17 protein-coding genes and 1 tRNA gene are annotated in these 17,081 nt (G+C 69.6%); 13 read left to right on the top strand and 5 right to left on the bottom strand.

The genetic code is table 11. The features are described 5' to 3' along the window. Window positions 1–491 (top strand): tyrosine-type recombinase/integrase (locus FB457_RS30620; RefSeq protein WP_486589192.1); only part of this gene is annotated, 491 nt, incomplete at its 5' end. 287 nt (window positions 492–778) lie between these two features. Here the strand turns inward: FB457_RS30620 and FB457_RS30615 are convergent. Together FB457_RS30615 and FB457_RS30610 are read right to left on the bottom strand one after the other, a co-directional pair. Further along, window positions 779–1,342, bottom strand: coding sequence for a GNAT family N-acetyltransferase (locus FB457_RS30615; RefSeq protein WP_145783964.1), 564 nt, complete (start codon window positions 1,340–1,342; stop codon window positions 779–781). Continuing rightward, window positions 1,339–2,112 carry a GntR family transcriptional regulator gene (locus FB457_RS30610; RefSeq protein ID WP_145783962.1) on the bottom strand — a complete coding sequence of 258 codons (774 nt, stop codon included), beginning with the start codon at window positions 2,110–2,112 and terminating at the stop codon, window positions 1,339–1,341. The genes FB457_RS30615 and FB457_RS30610 overlap by 4 nt, the downstream gene beginning before the upstream one ends. Before the next feature lie 460 nt (window positions 2,113–2,572). On the opposite strand from FB457_RS30610, the gene FB457_RS30605 reads away from it, so the two are divergent. From FB457_RS30605 to FB457_RS30555, 10 genes are all read left to right on the top strand, one after another. Further along, window positions 2,573–2,836, top strand: a complete 264-nt coding sequence (locus tag FB457_RS30605) for a DUF6284 family protein (protein WP_145783960.1) — start codon at window positions 2,573–2,575, stop codon at window positions 2,834–2,836. After that, entirely contained in the window at window positions 2,833–3,738 is a 906-nt protein-coding gene (locus FB457_RS30600; protein ID WP_145783959.1) for a DUF2637 domain-containing protein, read from the top strand. The genes FB457_RS30605 and FB457_RS30600 overlap by 4 nt, the downstream gene beginning before the upstream one ends. Next, a complete protein-coding gene (locus FB457_RS30595) occupies window positions 3,738–4,115 on the top strand; it encodes an RRQRL motif-containing zinc-binding protein (RefSeq protein ID WP_145783957.1) in 378 nt (125 codons plus the stop codon). Before FB457_RS30600 ends, FB457_RS30595 begins: the two co-directional genes overlap by 1 nt. A gap of 84 nt (window positions 4,116–4,199) precedes the next feature. Continuing rightward, window positions 4,200–6,335, top strand: coding sequence for an FtsK/SpoIIIE domain-containing protein (locus FB457_RS30590; RefSeq protein WP_486589191.1), 2,136 nt, complete (start codon window positions 4,200–4,202; stop codon window positions 6,333–6,335). A 202-nt stretch (window positions 6,336–6,537) separates the two neighbouring features. Beyond that, window positions 6,538–7,026: a hypothetical protein gene (locus tag FB457_RS30585; protein ID WP_145783955.1), complete on the top strand. Its 489-nt coding sequence runs from the start codon at window positions 6,538–6,540 to the stop codon at window positions 7,024–7,026. 52 nt (window positions 7,027–7,078) lie between these two features. Then, a complete protein-coding gene (locus FB457_RS30580; protein ID WP_486589190.1) occupies window positions 7,079–7,999 on the top strand; it encodes a hypothetical protein in 921 nt (306 codons plus the stop codon). Window positions 8,000–8,088: 89 nt separating this feature from the next. Beyond that, window positions 8,089–8,991, top strand: a complete 903-nt coding sequence (locus FB457_RS30575; protein WP_145783953.1) for a bifunctional DNA primase/polymerase — start codon at window positions 8,089–8,091, stop codon at window positions 8,989–8,991. Between the two features lie 364 nt (window positions 8,992–9,355). Beyond that, window positions 9,356–10,513 carry a DUF3631 domain-containing protein gene (locus tag FB457_RS30565; RefSeq protein ID WP_145783949.1) on the top strand — a complete coding sequence of 386 codons (1,158 nt, stop codon included), beginning with the start codon at window positions 9,356–9,358 and terminating at the stop codon, window positions 10,511–10,513. A 180-nt stretch (window positions 10,514–10,693) separates the two neighbouring features. Further along, the gene (locus FB457_RS30560; protein WP_145783947.1) at window positions 10,694–10,900 is read left to right on the top strand and encodes a helix-turn-helix domain-containing protein; all 207 of its coding nucleotides are present in this window, start codon (window positions 10,694–10,696) and stop codon (window positions 10,898–10,900) included. A gap of 73 nt (window positions 10,901–10,973) precedes the next feature. After that, a complete protein-coding gene (locus FB457_RS30555; protein ID WP_145783945.1) occupies window positions 10,974–12,191 on the top strand; it encodes a site-specific integrase in 1,218 nt (405 codons plus the stop codon). Between the two features lie 83 nt (window positions 12,192–12,274). Here the strand turns inward: FB457_RS30555 and FB457_RS30550 are convergent. Both FB457_RS30550 and FB457_RS30545 read right to left on the bottom strand, forming a co-directional pair. After that, window positions 12,275–12,348: transfer RNA gene (locus FB457_RS30550), tRNA-Pro, on the bottom strand. A 12-nt stretch (window positions 12,349–12,360) separates the two neighbouring features. Next, on the bottom strand, window positions 12,361–13,332 hold the full coding sequence (locus tag FB457_RS30545; protein WP_145783943.1) for a metallophosphoesterase: 972 nt from the start codon (window positions 13,330–13,332) through the stop codon (window positions 12,361–12,363). A gap of 94 nt (window positions 13,333–13,426) precedes the next feature. Here FB457_RS30545 and FB457_RS30540 point away from each other — a divergent pair, with 94 nt between their 5' ends. Continuing rightward, window positions 13,427–13,894 (top strand): GatB/YqeY domain-containing protein, encoded by a 468-nt coding sequence (locus tag FB457_RS30540; RefSeq protein WP_047016559.1) that lies wholly within the window; start codon window positions 13,427–13,429, stop codon window positions 13,892–13,894. Between the two features lie 69 nt (window positions 13,895–13,963). On the opposite strand, the gene FB457_RS30535 is transcribed toward FB457_RS30540, so the two are convergent. Next, on the bottom strand, window positions 13,964–16,231 hold the full coding sequence (locus tag FB457_RS30535) for a transglycosylase domain-containing protein (RefSeq protein WP_047016558.1): 2,268 nt from the start codon (window positions 16,229–16,231) through the stop codon (window positions 13,964–13,966). A 385-nt stretch (window positions 16,232–16,616) separates the two neighbouring features. Here FB457_RS30535 and FB457_RS30525 point away from each other — a divergent pair, with 385 nt between their 5' ends. Then, window positions 16,617–16,973, top strand: a complete 357-nt coding sequence (locus FB457_RS30525) for a WhiB family transcriptional regulator (RefSeq protein WP_047016557.1) — start codon at window positions 16,617–16,619, stop codon at window positions 16,971–16,973. The last annotated feature ends 108 nt before the right edge of the window (window positions 16,974–17,081 follow it).

Genomic DNA, 17,081 nt, shown 5'->3' with positions numbered 1-17,081 from the left:
AGAAGCCCCCGATCAGCAAAGAGACCAATCCCCTGCTCGCCGACCAGACTTCCCGGCACACCGCCGGGAACCCTATCCCACTCCCACGCACCCCTAGATCACGTATCGGGAGAAGCCGCGGCCAGGTCACGCCCCAGTGGCGTCAGGGCTGGCAGCGGCTCGCGGCTGGTGATCAGTGGCAGGATCACGGGCTTGTCTTCACGTCGGCGGTCGGCACCGAACTCGACTCTGCGAACGTCCGGCGTGAGTTCCGCCGGATCCTGGCTCGGGTCGAAGGGGCGGACCCCCAGGAGTGGACGCCTCGGGAGCTTCGTCAGACGTTCGTGTCGATCTTGTCGGACGGCGGGATGCCGATTGAGGAGATTTCCCGCCTGGTCGGCCACTCCAGTACGGCCGTGACAGAGGAGGTCTACCGGAAGCAGATCCGACCGGTGATCCAGTCCGGCGCGACCGCCATGGATGGCATCTTCGGTAGTACCCCGAGGCGATAGTCACTCAGATAGTTACGCACAAGATCAGATGGCCGATACCGAACCCGGTACCGGCCCTCTGAGCTGCTATTTCGCTGTCGGGGTGGCGGGATTTGAACCCACGACCTCTTCGTCCCGAACGCGATCAGACCTCAATGTGACCTCGTCGCGGGGTGGCCCACCTGCTTGTCCGGCTCCAGGCTAGTCCATTACTGTCCGCGGTGATCCTCGTGCGGCTGCATCGTTTGGCCCCCCGTTTGGCCCCCTGGCCGCCCGCCGCGCGGCCCTGATCTGCACAGGTCGGAGTGCTACTCGACAACCGGCGCAGGCTCGGCTGTCGAGTCTATGAAGCCATGAGCTGACGGCCGCGCGGAACGTTGAGCGAGCCACCCTGATACGCGCGGACCGCCGTTCACCGCGAAGCCTTCGTGCACCGTTCGGACGTGCTTGAAGCCATGACGCAGGTAGTAGCCCTGTAGCTGCCTGTTCGTCGTCCAAGCGTCGAGTCGGAGCCACTTGGCACCGGCCTGGTGGGCGCGATCCCCTGCCCAATCGAGCAAGCGCCCACCGAGATCTTGCCCTGCGTGCGTGCGAGCCACTGTCAGCTTGTTGATGAACAGCGAGGGCTCTGCCAACTCCTGTTCTGTCCATAGCCCAGGCTCAGGGTCGGGGGTGAGGGTGATGGTCGCTGCGGTGGTTTCGCCGTCCTGGACCATGAAGACGGTGCCTGCTTCGATGGTGGCCAACAGCCGGTCTGCGGGGTAGGGGCGTTGCCACTGGTCGGAGCCAAGGCGGGTGAGCCAAGCTGCGGCTTCCTCGCGGAAGGCCAACAGCTTGGATACGTCTTCGGGGCGGGCTGGGGCGATGATCACAGAGGTTCGCCCTCGCTTCGGGCTGGCAGGTCGCCGATCTCGTAGTTCATCCGGTTCAGGTCGCCGCGGAAGGTCGTGATCGTGCAGCGGATCGGCCGGTCTACCGAGTAGCCGGTGCGAGTCCAGAGCAGGACAGGCACACCGGCACCGATCTCCAGTAGACGGGCTTCTTCTGGTGTGGGCATGCGAGTGGCAATCTCATCGAAGTACCCCACCTGTTCAACGCCCTGCCCGGCGAGGTAGCGCGTAGTTCCTTCGCCTATGTCACCGGGCTCAGCCAGACGGGGCGACGCCTCAACCAGCCATGCCGGGTAGTAGGTCGCCTGCGTCGACCAGGGCACGTCATCGACGTACCGGTGACAGAACCTCAGGACGGTCGTGGCGCCCGGATCAACCTCCAGCCGCTTGGCCACAGCTTCGGGGGCGGGTTGCATCTCGACCCTGAACGTTTGGTGCGGACGTCGGCCGGCGTTCTTCACGTCGGTGTTGTAGGCGTCGCCGCTCTGTGGGAACTCCAGGTTCTCGAACCGGGAGGCGTTCAGCTCGAAGACTTCGTGAGAGCGGACTTCGTACCCAAGGCCCTGGCTGGACGTGATCAAGCCTTGACTGACCAGCAGGCTCAGCCCTGACCGGACAGTGTTCCGGGAGGCGTCGAAGCGTGCTGACAGCTCGCTCTCCGAGGGCAGCCGCGCCCCCGGTGGGAAGGTGCCGCTGTCGATCTCGCGGCGTAGGGCATCGGCCACCTGCCGGTACTTCGGCTGCTTGCTCATGCCCCCATCATGACGCACTCGCTCAACTTGTTGGTACATGCTGCCTCCCAATCCCTTGACGGCTCACGTTCCGTCGGTGCATCATCACTGCATCAACTTGTTCCAACAAGTTGAGCAGGTGGTGCAACCCCATCAAGTATGCACAGCCTGCGCTGTACCAAAGGGGCCCGGGACAGAGCGGGCCGAGGGGCCCGGATCCCTGGTCAACCGGAGGGCTTAGGCCGAAAGGCCGCGTCTCCATACGCCTGAACCGGGAGCCCGTGTTCCCGAAGGAGACACCTAGAAGTGTCTGACCAGCGCTTTTCGCCCCGATGGTCGCAAGGCCGGGTTCGACTCCCGGCCGGGGCGCTCTACCTGCACGGCGTTTGCCGTGCGGGCTCACCCTCAACGGCGGGCGCCCCCGGAGCTGGCACTCCGGGGGCGCTGTTCGGGCCGTTCCACCGCTAGGGAGACACGACCCATGAACCATGTTGTCACTGTTCAGGACGCTGTTACCGCGTTCGCTCCGTGGATGGAGCCCACGGACGCGGAGTTGAATGCCATCGAGCGCGAGATGCCCGTCATCCGCGCTGAGATGGACCTGCTCGACGCGCAGATCATCACCCTTGACCGCACCCCGACCGAGCTGGACGACCGTCGCGGCCGGCGGGCCCGCCGTCGGGTCCTGGCCGCTCACCGCGACCTGCTCAACGGCCCCGTCGGGCAGGACGGCGGTGCGGCATGAGCCTTCACCGCAAGGGCCGCGCCGCGCTGGTGCTGGCTCTGGTCGTCGTGGTCGCCATGGCGTTCCGGGTCTCGTGGAACGCGCTGCGGGACATCGCTGGCGCCGTCGGTGCGGATGAGACGGCCGCGACGCTGTACCCGTTCGTGGTTGACGGTCTGATGGCGCTGGCCCTGATCGCCACGCTCGTGCTCGACGGGAAGGACCGGACGTTCGCGCTTCGGGTCCTGGGCACCTACACCGTCGCCTCACTGGTCCTGAACTACGTCCACGGGCTCGTGCCGGAGTTACACGGCAAGACGGTCGACTGGGGTCGGCTGGCCGACTGGGATCCGGCGAACTGGGCCCTGGTCCTGCTCGCTACGTCGTTGCCGGTCGGGTCGATCTACTTCGGTTCCGATCTGGTGGCCAAGGTGCTGCACCACCGCCCCGACCCGATTCCGGCCGTGAACACGAATGCGGAGGAATCTACCGAGACCGAGAGGATTCGGTCTACGGCTGACCTGCCGGTATCGACCCCCGCGGCGATCACGCCGAACGCCCCGTTACTGCCCCGGCCGGTGGATGTCGGCTTCATGAAGTCGACCCCCCAGGCCAAGCCGCTCCCGCCGGTCGACCCCGCTCCGGTCGACCCGATTCCGCGGCGTGCGGTGGCGGCAGAGTCGACCCGACCGCGCCGCGCTACCGGCCGCGTGCCGCAGGCGGCGAAGCCGCCTCGACCCAAGCGCACGCCGGAGCAGTTGCTTGTCGAGACGCGGGAAGCGACGGCCGATTGGCCGACCAGCCGCATCACGGCTGAGGGTATCCGGCGGGCCGTGCACACCTCTCCGGCCAACGCTCGCAGGCTGCGGGACACGATCCTTGCCGAGCGCGCCAAGCGCGACGGCGGTGGAGCTGCGGCGTGATGCCGCGGACGCTGGCCGACTGCTACGACCCGACCGGCGAGCGGTTCGGCATCCCGACGTTCCCGTGGAAGCTGGCCCCGGAGGGCTACGCCACCCGGCGCCAGCTTCGCGCCCGCAGCCTGCGCCCCGGCGGGCAGGACATCGCTGCTCAGCTCATGCGCCCGCGCAAGGAGCGCGGGCCGCTGGTCGCCTACCTCTACCGCTGGGAGTTGGCCAAGCCGGTCCGGCCGATGACCGCCCGCAAGCGGGCCGCGCTCGCGTTGGCGATGCGCGCCCGCCGTACCTGCCCGCAGTGCGGGCGGGACGCCGGCTACTGCATCCCCCGCTCCCTCGGCACGTGCGTGACCTGCGCTTATCCCGAACCCCCGCACGCCTGACACCCCCGTCCGAACCTGGGCCCGGCCGCCCACCTTCCACAGAGCGCGGCCGGGCCCTCGACTCCGTTAAGGAGCGAGTCCATCGTGACCGATGCAACCCCGATCCCGCCCGCGCGGGATGCGGCAGAGACCACGGGGAAGGTGCTGACCTTCCCCCTGACCAAAGACACTCCCACCGACACCGCACCGCCCGCCGACGCGCGGCCGGGGGTGCCGGTGTGGGCGCGTTCACGGCAGGCCGTGCGCGCGTTCTTCACTGATGAGCGCACCCGCACCGCCGGCCGCCTGGCGGTCCGTCACGGCGCGTACGTCGTCGGCGGATCCCGGGTCGTCGCCCGCCGCGCGTGGGACGGCCGCACGGCCGCCCGATACGAGCGGATGATCCGCAGCGCTGAGGCGGCCGGGAACTATGACGAGATCAAGGAGTGGGAGAAGCGCGCTGCCGCGTTCCGTAAGGCGCGGCACAAGCGGCGCATGCAGATGCTCGCGGCGATGGTCGACGCGCCCAAGGCGGCCGTGTCCGTGGCCGGTACCGGCGCGGGCGTGCTGCTTCTCCTGGGCTGCGTGCTCGCGTGGGCCAACGACGACCCGGCGCAGATCCTCACGCCGCTGGTCGGGGTGGTGCAGCTCATCGGCTGGTGTGCCTTCATCGCCTCCGTGGTGTGGGAACCGGTCCTCATCGGCCTGCCGTTCGCCGCGCTGGCGTCCGTGTGGGGCGTCGGCCGGCACCGCCAGGCCGCACCCCAGTGGGCGCTTCCTGACCGCCGTACGAGCGAGGGTGAGCCCATCACCCCGTCCATCGTGGTCCGCGCGCTGCGCGACCTGGGAGTTGCCCCGTTGCGCACCGCCATCAAGGACATGAACGACGCGGGCGCGGGGATGCTCGGTCCGATCCGCATCGCCGGATGCGGCGTTGAGGTGGATGTCACCCTGCCGTCCGGGGTGTCGACGGATGAGGTGCAGCGCCGCCGCCGCAAGCTGGCAGAGAACCTGTCGCGGCACGAGCACGAGGTGTTCATCACCATCCCGCCGGCCGCCCGCACGGTCCGCCTGTGGATCGCGGACTCCGGGGCGCTCGATGAGCCCATCGGCCCGTCCCCGCTGGTCACCGACCCCGACACCCGCGCCGACTACAAGCGCGGCCGGGCCCCGTGGGGCCAGGATCTCCGCGGCGACGCTGCCGCGCTGAGCCTGTTCCAGCGGCACCTTCTGATCACCGGGTTGTCGAACCAGGGCAAGACGGCCGCGCTGCGGGCGCTGGCCCTGTGGCTCGCACTGGACCGGTCCGTGCAGTTCCGCGTGGCCGACCTCAAGGGCGCCGGCGACTGGGCGATGTTCGAGGGTCTGGCGTCCGTGCTCATCCAGGGTCCGACCGATGACCACGTCATCGACGCGACGGAGATGCTTGAGGACGGGGTGGCGGAGATGGAGCGCCGTCTCCAGGCCCCTCCGGGCTCAGACTTCCCGCCGCTGATTCTGCTGGTCGATGAGGCACAGGTGGCGTTCATGTGCCCCGTGGTCGATGACCAGAAGCGCCCGTACGGGGGCAGTAAGGCCAGGTCGCGGTACTTCATGGCCGCGCGGAAGATCCACAACCAGGGCCGGGCTGTGAACGTGCTGCTGTGGCAGGGCACCCAGGACCCCACCGACCAGAACCTTCCCAAGCTGGTCCGCGAGGGAGCGCATACCCGCGCATCCCTCGCGCTGGGTACGGAGTCGCAGGCACGTATGGCGCTGGGCGACAAGGCCGTTGACGGCGGCGCCGCGCCGAACCTGCTGCGGCCGGGGCTGGACAAGGGCACCGTCGTGGTCGCTTCGGACGGGATCGCCATCCCGGCCGGGCAGTCGTCCCTCACGGTGCGCACGCACTACGTCGACACCGACCAGGCCGAGGAGATCGCCGCCCGCGCCAAGGCGATGCGCGACGGCGTGATGACGCTGCACGTCATCGAGCGAGGGCAGGACCGCGATGCGCTGGCCGACATCGCCGCCGTGGTCGGCGACGCTGCCCGCGTGCTGACGCAGGACGTGCTCAAGCGGCTGGCGACGCTGGATGAGGACGCCTACGGCGGCTGGTCGTTCGTGGACCTCAAGCGCGTGCTGGCGGGCACCGGAGCGGAGCCGTACAAGTCCGACGGCCGCATGGTCATCGGCCGCGACCGCATCGCCCGCGCACTCGCCAACCGCCCCGAGGACGGTTCCGCTTCCGTCTCGGAGTAGAGGGAGCCGCACCCCGGCAGGCCAGGGAGGCAGGGAGAACTCCCTACCCGCCTCCCTGGCCTGCCTCCCTCGCCCTGACCAGCAGCAATGATCCGCAGGGAGGCAGGGAGGCGCCCCGGTCAGGGGCCTCGAAACCCCCGCCACGCGCACCCCGCAGGGGGGTGCCTCTGTCTCCCTGACTCCTGCCATGAAGGGATTCCGCATGCACTCCGACTACTCCGGTTACGGCCCGGCGGAACACCCGCCCGTGACCATCCACCAGCCCACCCCGATACCGGGCCCCGACACCCCCGCGGCGGCGCCGCTCGTACCGGTCCAGTCGGGCGCCGTCCCGGCGGTGCAGAGCGTGGTGCTGCCGGACGGCCGCGTGGTCACCGGCTACACCCTCACCCCGACCACCACCGCGCAGCCGGTCCCGGCGACGTTCGCCGCGGACACGCGGCCGGCCGTGTCGCGCACGGCGGTGAACGTCGCGCTGGGCGGTGTTGGGTTCTGCGCCGTGTGCGGCGGGCTGTTCCTGCTCACCTCGTTCGTCGCCGCGCTCACCGCGTTCGTCACCCAGCTCGTCATCCTCGCCGCCGTCTGCTTCGGCGGCTACATCGCCGCTCAGGTCTTCCGCGGCGGGAGGAGCGACGGGACGACGGTCAACATCCGCAAGGCCGTGTTCAAGCGCAACACCTTCAACGGCTGACCACCCACGGCAGGCCGTGAACCCACCCACCCCTTCGGACAAGGGAGATCACGTGAACGGATCGAACGGCACCGTCTCAGGCCGTACCTACAAACGCACCCGGCCGCGCGGCTTCGCCGAATGGACGCCGCGCCCGCACGTACAGGCCCTGGTGGACCAGGTACGCGGCGTGCTGGAGGAGAACCGGGCGTTCCTGCCGATGACCGCCCGGCAGGTGTTCTACCGCCTCGTCGGTGCGCACGGCTACGACAAGACGGAGCAGGCGTACGCGCGGCTGCTGGAGACGCTGACCCGGGCGCGGCGGGCGCGGTTGATCCCGATGCACGCCATCCGGGATGACGGCGGTACCGAGATGGGCGGCGCCGGTTGGGAGTCCCCGGAGCAGTTTTGGCGGGCGGTCAAGGGCTCTGCGGAGTCCTACGTGCACGCTTTAGATGACGGTCAGCCGGTCGCGGTTGAGGTGTGGGTGGAGGCGGCTGGCATGGTGCCGATGGTCGCCCGCGTCGCCCGCGACTACGGGATCGCCGTCTACAGCTCCGGCGGCTTCGACTCCCTCACGCTCAAGCACGGCGCGGCCCGCCGCATCTCCTACCGCGAGACGCCCACGACCGTGCTGCACCTGGGCGACCACGACCCCTCCGGGCTGTCCATCCTCGACTCCGCTGCCGAGGACATCAGCGCGTTCGTGGACGACATGGGAGGCGAACCGCCGACGTTCGCACGGCTCGGCGTGACCGAAGCCCAGATCAGCCGCTTCCGGCTGCCGTCCGCGCCGCAGAAGGCCACCGACCGGCGCGGGGAACACATGCGCCACACCGTCCAGGCCGAAGCCATGTCGCCCACCCAGCTCAGCAACGAGGTACGCGCCGCGCTCGAAGAGGTGTTGGACCTCGACGCGCTGGACGACGCGCGGCGGCTGGGGGAGCGCGAGCGGGCCGCGATCCTCGCCCGCATCCCCGTCGACGACGACTAGCTACGCCCGGGGCGACCGCCCCATCTCGCCAAAGACACGCGGTCGCCCCGGCCAACCAGCCCCTACCGGACCTGTTGGAGGACTCCAGCATGACCCAACCCGACGACAACACGCGAGCCCTGCTCGCCGCCGCACTCGCCGCAGCGGAACACGGCTGGCCCGTCTTCCCGCTGCGCCCCGGCACCAAGCGGCCCGCGCTGCACAGCGAAGCGCGCTGTCCCGGCGCCGGAGCCTGCGAGCGCGGGCACCGCAAGTGGGAGCAGCGGGCAACCACCGACCCCGACCGCATCCACGCGGCGTGGTCTGCGGGCGCGTTCAACATCGGTATCGCGACCGGCCCGGCCGGGCTGGTCGTCATCGATCTCGACGTGGCCAAGGGCAAGCAGGACGCGCCTGGCGGCGCGGCGACCTTCCAGGCGCTCTGCGAGCGCACCGGCCAGCCGGTACCCGACACGTTCACGCTGCGGACCGCCAGCGGCGGCGAACACCGGTACTTCACCGCCCCGGCCGGCGTCCGGCTCGGCAACACCGCGGGCACCCTCGCCCCGCACATCGACACCCGGGCACACGGCGGCTACGTCGTCGCCGCGGGCAGCACCATCGACGGCTGCGCCTACACCATCACCGACCCGGCGCCGCCCGCGCCGCTGCCCGAGTGGCTCTGCGCCGCTCTGACGCCCTGCGCGCGCCCGGCCGGATCCGTGGCCACCCCGCGCTCTGGGAACGCGTCTGCGTACGCGTCAGCGGCGCTGCGGGGCGAGAGCGCCAACGTCCGTGACGCCCCGGAGGGACAGCGGGACGCGACGCTGTTGCGTGCCGCGCGGGCCCTGGGACGGCTCATCGCATCCGGCGACCTCGACCGCGCTGTGGTGGAGGAGGCTCTTCAGGGGAGCGGGGAGGCGGCCGGTCTGCCGGCGCGGCAGTGCGCCTCCACCATCCGCTCGGGACTCGACTGGTCCATCGCCCACAACCCGCAGGGCAGGGCGGCATGAACCAGGCCCGATCCCTCCTCCTGAAGAGCCTCAACGGCACCGCCCCCGGCACTGAGCACGCGGGCATGACGGCACCGGCCACGGACGCAGGCGCCCGACAGGGAGTCGCCCGTCAGGGCGTCCCTTCAGCCCTTCCCCCGCAGCCGTCGCAGGCCGACAACGCGGCCAGGGACGGCCGTTACGCGGTCGCGTGGCTGCACGTGTCCGCCCCGGCCCGCGCCGTGCCTTCGGCCCGGTCGGTGTGCCTGTGCGGCTGGGACCAACGAGCCATCGGCCGGCCGCGCGTGCTGGCGCTCATCGACGCACACACGGCCCACCGTGAAACCTGCCCGCTGCGCAGCAACCAGGAAGGAAGGTCCGCCGCATGAGCACTGCCATCGACGGGGCCGCGTTGCTGGACGAGGTGGAAGCCTTCCACCGCCGCTTCAACGTCTTCCCCACCGAAGCCGCTTACGTCGCGGTCGCGCTGTGGGACGCACATGCGCACCTGCTCGACTGCTTCGACTCCACCCCCCGACTCGCCTTCCTCTCCCCGGAACCGGGGTCGGGGAAGTCGCGGGCGCTGGAGATCGTAGAGACGTTGGTGCCGCACCCGATGACCGCCGTCAACGCCTCCGCCGCCGCGTTGTTCCGCGCGGTGTCCGGCCCGGACGGCAGGCCCACGATCCTGTTCGATGAGATTGACACCATCTTCGGGCCGAAGGCCGGGGACAACGAGGAACTGCGAGGCTTCCTCAACGCCGGTCACCGCCGTACCGGGGTCACCTACCGGTGCATCGGCGACGGCGGCAACCAGACCGTCCAAGCCTTCCCCTCGTACTGCGCGGTCGCGGTCGCCGGACTCGGCTCGTTGCCGGACACGATCCTGACCCGCTCCGTCGTCATCCGCATGCGGCGCCGCGCCCGCGCTGAGCGGGTGGAGCCGTTCCGGGCGCGGATGCACGAGGGCGAGGGGCACAAGCTCAGGGACCGGCTGAGCACGTGGGCGGAAGGCGCCCGCGGGTTCGTGGTGGACCGGTGGCCGGAGATGCCCGAGGGCGTCACCGACCGGCCCGCGGACGTGTGGGAGCCGCTGCTGGCCATCGCCGACGCCGTAGGCGGCCACTGGCCCGACCGGGCCCGCGCCGCGTGCGCCACGCTGGTCAAAGCGTCCCAGCACACCGACAAGCACAGCGTCGGTATCCGGCTGCTGACCGATCTGCGTGACCACGTGCTCATCGGTATCGACCGCCTGCCCACGATCGCGATCCTGGATCGGCTCAACGCCCTGGACGACGCTCCGTGGGCGGACCTGGGCGGTAAGCCGCTGGACAACCGGCGCCTGGCGCGGATGCTCGCCGACTACATGACCGCCGACAACGAGCCCATCCGGTCCCGCAACATCCGCACCGCTGGCGGAGTCCTCAAGGGCTTCCATGCCGAAGACCTCGAAGACGCCTGGGCGCGCTACTGCCCCCCTCCCCAGGCATCCGCTACATCCGCTACGCCGCTACAGCCCAGCTCACAGGGGGTGGATCTGTAGCGGCAAACCCCGATGTAGCGGCTACACCGCTACGCACCCGTAGTGGGCGTAGCCGCTACACGCTACCTATCCGCTACAAAAATCATGCCCCTGACCTGCAATGTAGCGCTGTAGCGGATGTAGCGGACCTCAGAGAAGAGGGTCAGACCACCCAGAACCTTGCCGAGGAGGCACAGCCGCGTGAGCACTGCTGCTGAACCTGCCGAACAGCTCCTCTATCGGCCTGAAGAGGCCGCCAAGGCTCTCCGCATCGGCCGGTCGATGGTGTACGAGGAGATCCGACTCGGACGCCTTCAGACCGTCCGCATCGGCCGCCGCCGCCTCGTGCCGCCGGAGTACATCAAGCGGTACGTCGAACTTCTCAAGAACGAGGCACAGGCCGCCTGAGCCATCACCCGACATCCCCAGCAGGGCCGCGCCGTTCACGGCGCGGCCCTGCCCTATGGAGGCACAACAGAGCATGAGTGAGACCCCGAAGCGCGCCCGAAGGGCCGGCCACGGTGCGGACACGATCTACTGGGATCCCACCAAGAAGAGCTACGTGGGGGCCGTCTCCCTGGGGTACGCCCCGAACGGCAAACGCCGTCGACCGAAGGTGTACGGCAAGACGAAGACCGAAGTCCGCCAGAAGATCCGGGACTTGAAGAAGGAGGTGCAAACCGGCGTCAAGGCTCCGGCCAACTACACGGTGGCCGACGCGGTGCACGACTGGTTGGAGCGCGGGCTCAAGGGGCGCGACGAGAAGGGCACCATCGGTAAGAACCGCTCGATGGCGGACAAGCACCTGATTCCGTTCATCGGCAAGGCCAAGCTGAAGGAGCTCAGCGCGGATGATGTCGATGACTGGTTGGACGGCAGGGCTGAATTCCTCGCGACGCGCAGTCTGCGCGACCTGCTCGCCATCCTGCGTCGCTCCATCGCGCACGCTCAGCGCAGGGACAAGGCCGCGCGGAACGTCGCCCTACTCGTCACTGTCCCGGAGGGCCGGCCTGGCCGTCCGAGCAAGGCGCTGAACTTGGTGCAGGCGAAGGCTGTACTCATCGCCGCGCGTCCGTCACGGCTCTACGCCTACCTCGTGCTCTCGCTCCTCAGCGGTGTGCGCACGGAAGAGGCGCGGCCTCTTACCTGGGATCACGTCTTTCTGGAGACGAAGGACGGCATTCCGCCCCACGTGGCGGTGTGGCGTTCGGTGCGCAAGCACGGTGAGACCAAGACCAGGAGGAGCCGCCGGACCATCGCTCTACCGAGACAGGTGGTCGAAGTCCTCGAAGAGCACATGCGGTGGCAGAAGCAGGAGCGGGCATCGGCGGGGGTGGAGTGGAGCCCGGCCGGTCGGGTCTTCACGACCCGGAGTGGTGAGCCGCTGGACGCGGCCAACGTCCGGCGCGACTTCCGGGGCATCCTCGCCAGGGCGGACAAGATGCCCGGCGTCAACGTAGAGCCGCAGGAGTGGACGCCGAGGGAACTTCGGCACAGCTTCGTGTCCCTGCTGTCCGATCACGGCATCCCCCTGGAACGGATCGCGCTTCTGGTCGGTCACAGCAGCCAATCGACCACAGAGGCGGTCTACCGCAAGCAGCTCCGGCCCGTGATTACGCAGGGTGCCGAAGCGATGGACGACATCTTCGCCGAAGAGCAGGAAGGGGAGAACGGCGAAGAGGACGACGCGGTGGCCTGATCAGATTCGTTTGGCCCCCCGTTTGGCCCCCCAGGTACGACAGAGGCCCGTTCGCGATCAAGCGAATGGGCCTCTGACCTGTGTCGGGGTGGCGGGATTTGAACCCACGACCTCTTCGTCCCGAACGAAGCGCGCTGCCAAGCTGCGCCACACCCCGTGACTGCGAGGACTACTGTAGCCCACCCGGGCGGGTCGGGTGAAATTCGTTTCCGGAGGTGGGGGTGAGGGTGAGGAGGGTGGCTTCCGGGGGGCAGGCGAAGCGGAAGGGGGTGTAGCGGTTGGCGCCGCAGCCGGCGGAGACGTGGAGGGCGGAGCGGCGGGATCCTGCGGTGTGGGTGGAGAGGCCCTTGACGCGGTTGGTGTCCAGGTCGCAGTTGGTCACCAGGGCGCCGTAGAAGGGGATGCAGAGCTGGCCGCCGTGGGTGTGGCCGGCGAGGATCAGGGGGTAGCCGTCGGCGGTGAAGGCGTCGAGGACGCGTAGGTACGGGGCGTGGACCAGGGCGAGGGAGAAGTCCGCGTCCGGGTCGGGGCCGCCGGCGACCGCCGTGTAGCGGTCGTGCTTGATGTGCGGGTCGTCCAGGCCCGTCAGGCCCAGGACCGCGCCGCTGTCCAGCTTCAGCCGGCCGCGGCTGTTGTCCAGGCCCACCCATCCCGCCGCGTCGAAGGCGTCGCGCATGCCCTCCCAGGGGTTGCGGGGGACGTTGTGGCGGAGGCGGTCGCGGCCGTTGAGACCGTGTATGCCGCGAACCTTCTCGATCAGGTAGCGGCCGGGGTTACGGAACGTGGGCGCGTAGTAGTCGTTCGAGCCGAAGACGTACGTCCCGGGGAACTCCATCAGCGGGCCCAGCGCGTCCAGCAGCTCCGGCACCGCGTCGGGGTCCGACAGGTTGTCGCCCGTGTTCACCACCAGGTCGGGCCGCAGGCCCGCCAGCGACTGCAGCCAGCGGCGCTTGGCCTGCTGGCCCGAGACCATGTGGATGTCCGAGATCTGCAGGATGCGCAGCGGGTGCATGCCTTCCGGCAGTACGGGGACGGTGACCCGGCGGACCCGGAAGGCGCGGGGTTCGACCACGGCCGTGTAGGCGACGCCGCCGGCCGAGAGAGCGGCCAGACCCAGGGGCACTCCGTATCGCGCGCGCATTCTCCTATCGTCGCAGAGGCGCGGGGTGGAGGTGGCCAGGGGCCGGATCCCGCGGCGTCCGCGCGGTGTCGCCGCGGCATGGGAGACTCCGGGCATGACCACGCTCAAGTCGAAGCTGCAGGACGACCTCACGGCCGCGATCAAGGGCCGGGACGAGCTGCGCGCCGCCACCCTCCGTATGACGCTCACCGCGATCACGAAGGAGGAGGTCGCGGGGAAGGAGGCGCGCGTCCTCTCCGACGACGAGGTGCTGAAGGTGATCACCCGCGAGGCCAAGAAGCGGCGCGAGGCCGCGGAGGCCTTCGCGCAGGGTGGCCGTACGGAGTCCGCCGAGCGGGAGCGCGCCGAGGGCGAGGTGCTCGCGGACTACCTGCCGAAACAGCTCGGCGACGAGGAGCTGGCCGCCCTGGTCGGCGAGGCCGTCGCCGAGGCGAAGGCCGGCGGGGCCGAGGGGCCGCGGGCGATGGGGGCCGTGATGAAGATCGTGAACCCCAAGGTCGCGGGCCGGGCCGAGGGCGGGCGCGTGGCCGCCGCGGTCAAGCGCGCCCTCGGTCAGGGGTGACCGTCTCGGGCCACCGGGGCTGAGGCCGGGGTACGGGGGCTCTCCGGCCTCGGTGACCGGCCTCCCCCGTCACCTGCCGTCCGGCCAGCCGCCGTTTCCGCCGTCCGACCAGCCGCCGTCCAGCGAGCCCCCGTCGAGCGTGCCGCCGCCGGGGCCACCGCCGCCGTTCCCGCCGCCGTTGCCGTTGCTGCCTCCGAGGAGGCCACCCAGCGGGTTCTCCGGCTTGTCCTCGTCGTCTTCGTCGTCATCGTCGCCCTTGCCCTTGTCGGGGCGGTCCACCGGCACCGGGACCTTGTACAGCTCGGGCGAGGTCTTGCCCGCCAGGGCGCCGTCCATGGCGTCGCGCCAGATCGGGCCGGGGACCGCGCCGCCGAAGACGCGGTCGTGATACGTGGGGCCGATCTGGATGTTCTCCATGGAGACGTCGTCCAGCGGCCCGCCGACCCACACCGCGCCGGCGAGGTCCGCGGTGTAGCCGACGAACCAGGCGGCCTTCCGCTCGTCCGTCGTGCCGGTCTTGCCCGCGTTGTCCCGCCCGGTCAGCCCCGCCTCCTTGCCGGTGCCGTCCTCGACGACGCCCGACAGCAGGGTGTTTATCGTGCCGGCCGTCTTCTCCGACATGACGCGCTTGCACTGCGTTTTCGGCACCGGGACCTTCTTGCCCTTCGCGTCCTTGATCGACTCGATGGCGACCGGGCTGCAGTACTCGCCGCGGTTGGCGAAGGTCGCGTAGGCGTTGGCCATCGCCAGCGGCGCGATGGTCTGGCCGCCGAGGGTGAGCGAGGGGGACTCCTCCAGATCCTTGCCGTCGCCCCGGTGGACGCCCATGCTCTGCGCCAGTTCCTTGACCGGGCAGATGCCGATCTCCGAGATGAGGTCGACGAAGTAGGTGTTGATGGACTTGGCGGTGGCCTCGCGCATGCTGTACGGGCCGACCTCCTCCTCCGTCTCGTTCGCGACTTCGGAGCCCTCGGTGTTCACCCAGTCCTTGCCGTCCTCGCACGTCTCCACCGGGCTCGGATACGGCATCTCGTTCGGCGACGGGTACACCTTCGTGTTCGGCACGCCCTTCTCCAGCGCCGCCGCGGCGGTGAGCGGCTTGAAGGTGGAGCCGACCTGGAAGCCGTAGTTGGACCCGTTCATGGACTTCTCCACGGACAGGTTGATCATCAACTCGTTCTTGCCCGAGCCGTACGGCCTGGACTGCCCCATCGCGCGGATCTTGCCGGTGCCGGGCTCCACCATGGTCACGGCGGTGGCGACGGCGTCGTCCTGGTAGACGTGGCTCTTGATCGACTCGCTGGCGGACTTCTGCGCCACCGGGTCGAGCGTGGTGCGGATGGTCAGGCCGCCGCGGTTCCAGCGCTTGACCCGCTGCTCGGGCGTCTTCCCGAAGCCCTTGTCGTCGAGCAGCACTTCGCGTACGTAGTCGCAGAAGAACGCGGCGCCGCTGACCGCGGTGATACACCCGTTGCGCGGCTCGCTGATCTTGAGGCCCAGCGGTTCCTTCATGGCCTTGTCGGCCTCGGCCCGGGTGACGTTGTCGTTGCCGGCCATGCGCCGCAGCACGGTGTTGCGGCGTTTCTCCGCCGCTTCCGGGTTGTTGATCGGGTCGTACCGGCTCGGGGACTGCACGATGCCGGCGAGCATCGCGGACTCGGCGAGGGTCAGCTTGTCTGCGGACTTGCTGAAGTAGCGCTCGGCGGCGGCCTCGATGCCGTACGCCTGCTGGCCGAAGAAGGCGATGTTCAGGTAGTTCTCCAGGATCTCGTCCTTGGTCAGCTCCTTCTCGACCTGGATCGCGTACTTCAGCTCCTGGATCTTGCGCCCGAGCGTCTGCCGGGTGGCCTCGGCGACCTTCTGGGCGTCGTTGCCCGCCTCTTCGACGAAGAGGTTCTTCACGTACTGCTGGGTGAGCGTGGAGGCGCCTTCGGAGACCGTGCCGGACTGCGCGTTGCTGTTCAGCGCGCGCAGGATGCCCTGGAGGTCGACGGCCCCGTGCTCGTAGAACCGCTCGTCCTCGATCGCGACGATCGCCTGCCGCATCACCGGCGCGATGTCGTCGAACTCGACGACCGTCCGGTTGCGCGAATAGACGTCGGCCAGGTGGCCGCCCTCGCGGTCGAGGATCGTGGTCTTCTGGCTCAGCGGCGGGCGCTTGAGGTCTGCGGGGATGTCGTCGAACTCCGCGACCGTGCCCTTGGCCGTCAGACCCAGCAGACCGGCGGCGGGCAGCGCGAGGCCCGCGAGCACGGAGCCGGCGAGGACGCTGACGCCGAGGAACTTCGCGGCTTGCTGCGTGGCGGTGAGTCCGCCACCCGGGCGCTTGTAGGCCATGGGGCCACCCTAACTTCTGATTCCCCGGACAGCCGCCCGTCTGTTCGCCTACTCTGTTTTCGGCCATCACCACCGGCCACGGTCCACCTCACCCGTTGGTTCACTCCTGTGGGTGATGAGGCTTGACCGAATTGACGACATGTGACGCCCGAGATCTGAAGGCAAGTCGGCGAACTGCCCGCTTTGCCCGGATTGTCCTTGACGGGGAGGGCTCACTCCGGTGGGTGATCTGCCGCGTACGCATAGTCCGTTCGGGCCATTCAACTTTGGGCCTGACGGGGGTGTTGCGTTGCCGCACTCCTTCCGTAACGTCCTCAACTGGCAACGGTGCATATGCCGTTTGCCGCCGTGGGGGAGCCTCAATTCGGGAGAGGACGGCGCCAGCATGAGCTGGGTTACCGACTGGAGCGCACAGGCAGCCTGCCGCACTGCCGATCCGGACGAACTGTTCGTGCAAGGCGCGGCACAGAACAGAGCCAAGGCGGTCTGCACCGGATGCCCGGTGCGCACCGAGTGCCTCGCCGACGCGCTCGACAACCGCGTCGAGTTCGGCGTGTGGGGCGGCATGACGGAGCGCGAGCGGCGGGCGCTGCTGCGCCGCCGGCCGACGGTCACGTCGTGGCGCAGACTGCTGGAGACGGCACGTGAGGAATACGAGAGCGCGGGCACGCCGCTGCACGAAAGCGCCCTGCACGAGGACGCGCTGCGCGCGGCGGAGGAACTGCCGGTCGCCGCGGGCTGACCCCGGGCTCCGGGGCCCTCGGCCCCGCCGTGAGGCTGCTGTGTGCCCGTCGTGAGTCCGCCGCAAGCCCCGCTCTGCGCCCGTTGCCTCTGTGCCCGTTCGCTACGG

The sequence above is a fragment of the Streptomyces sp. CNZ287 genome, assembly GCF_007827615.1.
Note: the sequence above shows the minus strand (reverse complement) of the source record. Positions and strands in the feature narration are given on the sequence as shown.